9 protein-coding genes are annotated in these 8,129 nt (G+C 64.8%); 3 read left to right on the top strand and 6 right to left on the bottom strand.

What is annotated here, in order from left to right; genetic code table 11:
• Positions 1-442: 442 nt before the first annotated feature.
• From AC1DMG_RS19740 to dusA, 4 genes are all read right to left on the bottom strand, one after another.
• Positions 443-1,861 (bottom strand): ATP-binding protein, encoded by a 1,419-nt coding sequence (locus AC1DMG_RS19740; RefSeq protein ID WP_441604714.1) that lies wholly within the window; start codon positions 1,859-1,861, stop codon positions 443-445.
• On the bottom strand, positions 1,827-2,519 hold the full coding sequence (locus AC1DMG_RS19745; RefSeq protein WP_046971280.1) for a response regulator transcription factor: 693 nt from the start codon (positions 2,517-2,519) through the stop codon (positions 1,827-1,829). Before AC1DMG_RS19745 ends, AC1DMG_RS19740 begins: the two co-directional genes overlap by 35 nt.
• Positions 2,519-2,752: a PepSY domain-containing protein gene (locus AC1DMG_RS19750; RefSeq protein ID WP_441604715.1), complete on the bottom strand. Its 234-nt coding sequence runs from the start codon at positions 2,750-2,752 to the stop codon at positions 2,519-2,521. Before AC1DMG_RS19750 ends, AC1DMG_RS19745 begins: the two co-directional genes overlap by 1 nt.
• A gap of 184 nt (positions 2,753-2,936) precedes the next feature.
• On the bottom strand, positions 2,937-3,941 hold the full coding sequence (gene dusA, locus AC1DMG_RS19755; protein ID WP_441604716.1) for a tRNA dihydrouridine(20/20a) synthase DusA: 1,005 nt from the start codon (positions 3,939-3,941) through the stop codon (positions 2,937-2,939).
• A 271-nt stretch (positions 3,942-4,212) separates the two neighbouring features.
• Here dusA and AC1DMG_RS19760 point away from each other — a divergent pair, with 271 nt between their 5' ends.
• A complete protein-coding gene (locus tag AC1DMG_RS19760; RefSeq protein WP_477180955.1) occupies positions 4,213-4,989 on the top strand; it encodes a ferredoxin--NADP reductase in 777 nt (258 codons plus the stop codon).
• On the opposite strand, the gene AC1DMG_RS19765 is transcribed toward AC1DMG_RS19760, so the two are convergent.
• Positions 4,956-5,666 carry a short chain dehydrogenase gene (locus AC1DMG_RS19765; protein WP_477180956.1) on the bottom strand — a complete coding sequence of 237 codons (711 nt, stop codon included), beginning with the start codon at positions 5,664-5,666 and terminating at the stop codon, positions 4,956-4,958. The genes AC1DMG_RS19760 and AC1DMG_RS19765 overlap by 34 nt on opposite strands.
• Before the next feature lie 116 nt (positions 5,667-5,782).
• Here AC1DMG_RS19765 and AC1DMG_RS19770 point away from each other — a divergent pair, with 116 nt between their 5' ends.
• On the top strand, positions 5,783-6,682 hold the full coding sequence (locus tag AC1DMG_RS19770; RefSeq protein ID WP_441604719.1) for a LysR family transcriptional regulator: 900 nt from the start codon (positions 5,783-5,785) through the stop codon (positions 6,680-6,682).
• A gap of 91 nt (positions 6,683-6,773) precedes the next feature.
• Here AC1DMG_RS19770 and AC1DMG_RS19775 read toward each other — a convergent pair whose 3' ends face one another.
• On the bottom strand, positions 6,774-7,517 hold the full coding sequence (locus tag AC1DMG_RS19775; protein ID WP_441604720.1) for a protein kinase family protein: 744 nt from the start codon (positions 7,515-7,517) through the stop codon (positions 6,774-6,776).
• 13 nt (positions 7,518-7,530) lie between these two features.
• Here AC1DMG_RS19775 and AC1DMG_RS19780 point away from each other — a divergent pair, with 13 nt between their 5' ends.
• Entirely contained in the window at positions 7,531-8,013 is a 483-nt protein-coding gene (locus tag AC1DMG_RS19780) for a DUF456 domain-containing protein (RefSeq protein ID WP_441604764.1), read from the top strand.
• The last annotated feature ends 116 nt before the right edge of the window (positions 8,014-8,129 follow it).

The following is an 8,129-nucleotide window of genomic DNA, read 5'->3' on the forward strand; positions in this document are numbered from 1 at the left end:
GGCTTATCCCAACACGATGCTGCGGGCGTTATCAGGCCATTCTCTTTGGGTTACTTTCGACGCGAAGCTAGTCCCGAGGGATCTCTTGGGCCAGCAAGAGAAAAGTGACTCGAGCGGCGGCAGCCGATCGAAACGCCCGCCGCGTCCCACAGGGACTAGCTTTGCGTCGTAGGCTTATCCCAACACGATGCTGCGGGCGTTATCAGGCCATTCTCTTTGGGTTACTTTCGACGCGAAGCTAGTCCCGAGGGATCTCTTGGGCCAGCAAGAGAAAAGTGACTCGAGCGGCGGCAGCCGATCGAAACGCCCGCCGCGTCCCACAGGGACTAGCTTTGCGTCGTAGGCGGCACGCTGGCGGGATCGCGACAACCGAGCGGCACCGCTACTGGACCCCGGCCTACGCCGGGATCACGAGCAAAGACGGGGAAGATGGGGGCCAACCTCACCCCGGCGGAAACGTCACACTAAACCGCGCCCCATTGAACTCCGGCGACCGATCCACCACCAACTCGCCGCCATAAGCGCGAATAATGTCCTGCACGATCGACAAGCCAATCCCGTGCCCCTGCACGCGCTCATCACCGCGCACGCCACGCTGCAGCACCGCTTCGATCTTGTCGTCATTGATGCCCGGACCATCGTCCTCGACGCTCAACCACAAACCAGGACGCTGGCGACCCGCAACGGGACGCATCTTCACCACCAGCAACACCTGATGGCGCGCCCACTTGAACGCGTTCTCCAACAGATTGCCCATCAGTTCGAGCAGATCGCCCTGCTCGCCGTAGAACGCCGCGTTGTCGTCGATATCGAATTCGCACAACACGTTTTTGGCGGCGTAGACCTTCTCCAGACTCTGCACCAGATCTTCCGCGTGACCGGCAATGGGAATGGCGGTGGTAGCAAAGGTCTGGCGGCCGGAGGTGGCGGCGCGCGCAAGCTGGTAAGCGACCAGCTCATCCATGCGGCGTACTTGCTCGAGCACCGGATCGCGCAAGGCCGATTGGGCGATCGCGCTTTCCAGACTGGAGCGGATCACCGCCAACGGCGTCTTCAGGCTGTGCGCAAGATCAGCCAGCGTGTTGCGCGTACGCACGCGCTGTTCGCGCTCGCTGTCGATGAAGGCATTGATGCGTTCGGTAAGGCCGGTGAGTTCCAGCGGGTATTGATCGCCCAGGTGCTCGCGTTCGCCGCGCTCCACGCGCGACATCTCGTTGGCGACTTTGCGCAACGGCGTGAGGCTCCAGCGCAGCAACAGCATCTGCAGCAGGATCAGCATCACGCCCAGTGACGCCAGCCAGAACACCAGGCTTCGTCGGAACACCGCGTTGCGCCCTTCGAGCTGGTCCTCCGTCTGCGCCACCATGAAAGTGAGGTGCACCGATTTCTTCTCGGCGGTATCGAGCGCCACGCCGTAGATGTAGTAGTAGAGGCGCCCCATGCGCGTATCGACTGGGCCGACGAAGTGCTCTTCGCCGGGCGCGAGGGGATGCAGGAAGCCGAAGTCGCGACCAATGGCCGACGGCGATTCCCACTTGAAACCGTTGTCGCCGATGGCGACCGCGTAAAGGCCCGAGCCCGGTCGCGAGAAACTCGGATCGGGCGGCGTGTCGGGCAGCAGCACCTTGCCGGAGCGACCGACTTCGGTGCCCGCGAGGTAAGCCACGACAAAATTCTGCAGGCGATCCTGCAGCCCCTTCAGCGAACTGTCGGCTGCCGTGCGCGTGAGCGTAAGACCGACCACGCCCAGGAACGCAGCCAGCACAAATCCCGTCGCCAGCGCTGCGCGGCCCGCCAGTGAAAGCGGGCGGCGCGGCGGCGATGGATCATTCGTCTTCGCTTTCGCTGCGAGGGATGGCAAAGCGGTATCCGCGTCCACGTACCGTCTCGATGGGCTTGAGGTTGCCTTCCGGGTCCAGCTTCCTGCGCAGGCGGCCGATGAAGACCTCCAGCACGTTGGAATCGCGATCGAAATCCTGCTGGTAGATGTGCTCGGTGAGGTCGGCCTTGGAGACCAGCTCACCGGCGTGCAGCATCAGGTATTCGAGCACCTTGTATTCATAGCTGGTCAGGTCGACCGGTTTGCCTTCCACCGTCACGGTTTGGGCGGTCGTATCGAGCTTGATCGGGCCGCAGGCCAGGATGGGCTTGGACCAGCCGCTGGCGCGGCGCACCAGCGCGTTGATGCGCGCCAGCAGCTCTTCGACGTGGAACGGCTTGACCAGGTAGTCGTCGGCGCCGTGCTTGAGGCCTTCGACCTTGTCCTGCCAGCCGCCACGGGCGGTGAGGATCAGGATGGGGTAACGCTGGCCGGCTTCACGCAGCGACTTGATCAGGTCCATGCCCGACATCTTGGGCAGGCCCAAGTCGATGATGGCCAGATCGAAGGGCACTTCGCGTCCGAGGTACATGCCCTCTTCACCGTCCTGGGCCGCATCGACGGCAAAACCATCGCGCTTCAGGCGGGCGGCGAGGGTCTCGCGCAGGGGAGCCTCGTCCTCAACCAAAAGAATGCGCATCAGTGTTTCTCCTTGTTGCTTCCACCGTCACTGGACGGGTTCTTGGTCGAATCACTGGAAGCCGGCGCCTTGCTGGCCTCCGTGGTCACGGTCACCACGCGTACGTGCCCGGTGGGCGTCAGCACTTTCACGCGGTGTTCGAAGGAACTGCGGCCCCGCCGCACGGTACTGGCGGACAGTACCTTGCCGCCTGTTTCATGCTGCACCTGGGTCACCGCCTGCTCCAGCGACATGGATGGCTCCGTGGACTGTGCCGCCCAGGCAGCGGTGCCTGTCGACAGTGCCAGCAGCCATGCCAGGGGACGCAGGATTGTTTTCATTTTGTTAAACAAAGCCCGGGTAACGGCAGGGGACGGTATCCATCGGCGTTCAGACTATGGAATCGCGGCTGAATATAGGCCGGACGAACCTGAACGGTCACGCGGCGATGCGCGGTTGTGCGATGGCCTGCTCCATCAGCGACCAATCGGCCCCCGGCAGATGGGCGCCCTCGCTGAGCCGGCGGCGGAAGCCGCGGGCCCCGGGCTCGCCCTGGTACAGACCCAGCAGGTGGCGGCTGATGTGCTTGAGCGCCGTGCCGCGGGCCAGCTCGGCCTCGACGTAGGGCCGCAGGCGCAGCAGCACGTCCTCACGGGTCGGCATCGGCTCGTCGTAGAGCGCGGCCTCGACCTGGGCGAGCAGGTAGGGGTCGTGATAGGCCGCCCGCCCCAGCATCACGCCGTCGACCTGTTGCAGGTGGGCCTGCACCTGCTCGACCGAGGTGATGCCGCCGTTGATCACCACCACGAGGTCGGGAAATTCGCGCTTGAGGCGATACACGCGCTCATAGTCCAGCGGCGGGATCTCGCGGTTTTCCTTGGGGCTCAGGCCCTGCAGCCAGGCCTTGCGCGCATGCACCACCAGCACTTCCACGCCGGCGGCGATCATCGTCTCGGTGAAGTGCTGCAGGTCGGCGTAGTCGTCCTGGTCGTCCACGCCGATGCGGCATTTGACGGTGACCGGGATATCGACCGCATCGCGCATGGCCCTCACGCAATCGCCCACCAGGGCCGGCTCGCGCATCAGGCAGGCGCCGAAGCGGCCGGACTGCACGCGGTCGGACGGGCAACCGACGTTGAGGTTGATCTCGTCATAGCCCGCCTCAGCGCCGTAGCGCGCGGCAATGGCCAGCTCGGCCGGATCACTGCCGCCCAGTTGCAGGGCCACGGGGTGCTCCTGCTGGCTGTGTTCGAGCAGGCGCAGCTGTTTGCCGCGCACCAGGGCGGCGCTGGTCACCATCTCGGTATACAGGCGCGCATGCGGCGACAGCAGCCGGTGGAAATACCGGCAGTGGCGGTCCGTCCAGTCCATCATGGGCGCGACGGTGAGGCGCCAGTCGTCCTTCTGGATCGGCTGCCGCAAGGGAGAAATCGGGGCTGACATGGGGCCTATTGTACTTGCTCGGCCCGGCGGGTCGCGAAGGCCCTGCCCGTGCGGCCCGCTCGATGCGGCAGGTTGACGCAATAAACCGGGTCTCGCGACGCCCGGCAGCCTGAGCTGCCAGGACGCCATGGCATAATGGCGCCTTCGCTGCACCCCCAGGGCAGCACTCGTCAGGCGCAGCGGATTCCGCCTTCCCCACACGAGTCCAGTACCGGCCTGGCCGGTACCCTGCCCGCAGCTTCCCCAAGCTTTTTTTAGGACGGTACCGGCAATGGTGGCATTGGCGACGGAGCACGTGATCGACGTGCACCACTGGAACGACAGTCTCTTCAGCTTCCGCACCACGCGCGATCCGGGCTTCCGTTTCGACAGCGGCCAGTTCGTGATGATCGGCCTGGAAGTGGATGGCYGTCCGCTGATGCGCGCCTATTCGATCGCCAGCGCGAACTACGAGGAACACCTGGAGTTCTTCAGTATCAAGGTGGCCAATGGTCCGCTCACCTCGCGCCTGCAGCACCTCAAGCCGGGCGACCCGCTGATCGTCAGCCGCAAGCCGACCGGCACGCTGGTGCTCAACGACCTCAAGCCGGGCAGGCATCTGTATCTGCTGGGCACGGGCACGGGCCTGGCGCCGTTCATGAGCCTGGTGCGCGATCCGGAAACCTATGATCGCTACGAGAAGATCGTGATCGCGCACGGCGTGCGCAACGTCAACGATCTTGCCTACAAGGACTATCTCGAAACCGAGCTGCCGCAGCACGAATACCTCGGCGAACTGGTGCGCGAGAAATTGATCTACTACCCCACGGTGACGCGCGAAACGTTCCGCAACCAGGGACGCATCACCGACAACATCGTCGATGGGGCGATGAGCTCTGCGATTGGCCTGCCGCCGCTCGATCCGGCGACGGATCGCGTGATGCTGTGCGGTAGTCCCTCGATGCTGGACGACACCTGCGCGTTGCTGGATACGCGGGGTTTTCAGGTGTCGCCGCGTACGCGAGAGCCGGGCGATTATGTGATTGAGCGGGCGTTCGTCGAGAAATAAATCGCGCGGAACACCGCGGATTTTTTTGTGGGAGCGCACCCTGTGCGCGACGGGCGCTGCGTCGAGGTACAACGAGGCAATTCCGTTGCAGCCGAACGCACGAAGCCTTCGATCGCCGCATTCACCGTGGTGGCGTTGCCCACGCGTGCGCCGGGCACTGCCTCGAAGCCCGGGAAATACGGCCCATACGCTTCGAGCGCTTCGGTAAGCAAGGTGGCACTCACCGCATTGATGCGCAGACCACGCGGCAATTCCGTTGCAGCCGAACGCACGAAGCCTTCGATCGCCGCATTCACCGTGGTGGCGTTGGTGCCCAGCTTGATCGGCTCTTCGGCGGTGATGCCGCTGGTCAGCGTGAAGGAGCCACCGTCGCGCAGATGCGGGATGCCGGCGATCACCGCATTCACCTGCCCCATCAACTTGTCCTGCAGTCCGGACATGAATTGCGCGGGCGTTGTGTTCACAAGCTCGCCGAAATGCACGCTGCCGGCCGCGGTGACCACGGCATCGAGCTGACCTACCTCCGCGTACATCCGCTCGACGCTCGCCATGTCGGTGAGATCGACGCGTACATCGCCCGAGTGGCGCCCGGCGCGGATGAGTTCGTGGTGGGGCGCCAAGGCCCCTGCCACCGCCTGGCCGACGATGCCGCTGGCACCGACTAGAAGAATTCGCATGGTGAAGCCTCGTGGATGCGCCCCGGCGTGGGTCGCCAAGCCCCCAGTGTCCGCCGAGCCGCGGTCACAATAAACGTGCCATGATGCGACCCATTCCGAACCATGGGTTTTCAATCATGGATACGCTGGCAAGCATGGCGATGTTCGTGCGGGTGGTGGATACCGGCAGTTTCGCGGCAGCCGCGGAGGCCAGCGGGGTGTCGCCGACCATGGCCGGCAAGCACATCCGCGCGATCGAGCAACGGTTGGGCGCGCGCCTGCTCCATCGCACCACGCGCCGGCAACAGCTCACCGAGGTAGGCCGGCTCTATTACGAACGCTGCAAGCTGGTACTGGCCGATGTGGAACTGGCCGAGCGCAGCGCCCACGAATTGCAGGCCACGCCGCGCGGACGGCTCCGCATCACCGCACCGATGAGCTTCGGCAGCCGCAGGCTTACCCCAGCGCTCACCGATTACCTGCAACGCTATCCCGATGTCAGCGTGGAACTGTCGCTGGACAATCGCGTGTTCGACCTGGTCAGCGAAGGCTACGAGCTAGGCATCCGCATTGGCGCAGTCGATGACCCGCAGCTGGTCGCACGCCCCCTGCTGCCGTATCGCATGCTGTTGGCCGCGTCCCCTCAGTACCTCGCCAAGCACGGCAACCCGTCGCGTCCCGAGGAGCTTTCCAAACACACTTGCCTGGGCCTCACCAACTGGCGTCGTCGCGACCAGTGGCGTTTGCTCGGACCTGAGGGTGCGGAGTGCGATGTACCGGTGCAGGGGCGGCTATCGGTCGATCATGGCGATGCCTTGCGTGTCGCCGCCCTGCACGGCGCCGGCATCGTGCTGCAGCCCGAGGTATTGCTGGCGGACGATCTGGCCGAAGGAAGACTGATGGCGGTGCTGCCCGAATGGGCGCCGCCGTCGACGCCGATGCATCTGTTGTACGCGCAGGATCGCCGGCCGACGGCGAAGCTGCGCAGCATGATTGAGTTTTTGCTGGAGCGCTTCGGGGCGGAAGCTTCTGTGTAGGAGCGCACTTGTGCGCGACCGCCCCACGCAACGAAAACCCTGAGGCGCTGCGGTCGCGCACAAGTGCGCTCCTACAAAGGGCGAGGCACCTTCACTGGCGCACGCGGCCCTTACCTTCGTTGTCCCAGTATCCGAACACATGTCGCGCGATCAGTTTGTAGAGGCGCTTGCCAGTGGCACGCCATAGCAGCGCATGCGGAGCAGGTGTTTGCAGGATCAGCAGCTGCCGTGCGGTCAGCGCCTGCGCGCAATACGTACGCTTGTGCTTGAGCAGATGACGCAGGTCTTCGCGCGCCAATGCACGGAACAATGCCCCACGCTTGCCGCGCGTCCAGGCGAGCTGGAAATCCACCAGCGCAGGGCGGCCATCCACGCCCACCAGCCAGTTGGGCTCCTTGGCCGCATCGTTGTGCACGATGCCGCGCCGATGCAGGCGCGCCAGCAGTCGCAGTGCATCGCGGTAATACGCGCGGTCGCAAGGTTGCCCTTGTTGCATCGGTGCGCCGGCGATATAGCTGCGCAGAAGTTCTCGCCCGTTCCAGCCCAGCAGCGCAGGCACCCCCTCCACACCATCGAGCTTGATCAGCGCACGCGCTTCGCGTGCGGCGGCGCGGCGGGCGAAAGCGCGTGCCCACCAGCAGGCCGCGTGGACATCGCGGCGGATCACGCGCACGCCATGCCGCTCGATCATCTCGATGCGACCCAGTTCATCGGACTTGAGCAGCGCGTCGCCTGAGGTATCCACAGATGCTCCCTGCGGTGGCCGTGCACCATTGTCACCCAACGGCGTGATGCCGGCGGCATGGCCATGCCGATATGCTGGGTTCTCGAACATGGAGAACCTCATGCTGGAGATTGCACTCTACGTGCTGGCCGCCCTGCTGATGATCGGCGGCCTCGCCGGCAACATTCTGCCTGCCTTGCCCGGCATCCCGATGATCTTCGGCGGCATCTGGCTGGTGGCCGCGGTGGACCAGTATCGGCACCTGGGAACGTGGTGGCTGGTGGTCATCGGCGTCCTCGGCGCCATCGGCGTGGCGCTGGACTTTGTGGCTGCGTCGCTGGGCGCCAAACGGGTGGGCGCCAGCCCCAGAGCGATCTGGGGAGCCGGCATCGGTACCGTGGTGGGCATGTTCTTCGGCCTCGCCGGGCTCATAGTCGGTCCGTTCCTGGGCGCCCTGCTGGGCGAGCTGAGCTCGGGCACCAGCGTGCTGCGTTCGGCCCATGTGGGCGTGGCCACCTGGCTGGGGCTGCTGTTTGGCACCGTGGTGAAGCTGGTGATTTCCTTTGTGATGATCGGCTTGTTCGCGTTTGCCATGCTGTTTGGCTGAGCCCGGGGCCGGGGCTGGCCATTCGGCTAGCGCGACCTTCGGCACATGGCGCAGCGTACGCGCCGCCCTATAGGCTCGGGGGCACTCCACCTTCAGGGAAGTGCTCATGTCCAAAC

This window comes from Dyella sp. 01N36 (assembly GCF_056399745.1).

What these genes read in the sequence shown, in the direction of transcription:
- AC1DMG_RS19770 (WP_441604719.1), top strand. Translation starts at nt 5,783, where the DNA reads ATGGATACGCTGGCAAGCATGGCGATGTTCGTGCGGGTGGTGGATACC.
- AC1DMG_RS19745 (WP_046971280.1), bottom strand. Translation starts at nt 2,519, where the DNA reads ATGCGCATTCTTTTGGTTGAGGACGAGGCTCCCCTGCGCGAGACCCTC.
- dusA (WP_441604716.1), bottom strand. Translation starts at nt 3,941, where the DNA reads ATGTCAGCCCCGATTTCTCCCTTGCGGCAGCCGATCCAGAAGGACGAC.
- AC1DMG_RS19750 (WP_441604715.1), bottom strand. Translation starts at nt 2,752, where the DNA reads ATGTCGCTGGAGCAGGCGGTGACCCAGGTGCAGCATGAAACAGGCGGC.
- AC1DMG_RS19765 (WP_477180956.1), bottom strand. Translation starts at nt 5,666, where the DNA reads ATGCGAATTCTTCTAGTCGGTGCCAGCGGCATCGTCGGCCAGGCGGTG.
- AC1DMG_RS19775 (WP_441604720.1), bottom strand. Translation starts at nt 7,517, where the DNA reads ATGTTCGAGAACCCAGCATATCGGCATGGCCATGCCGCCGGCATCACG.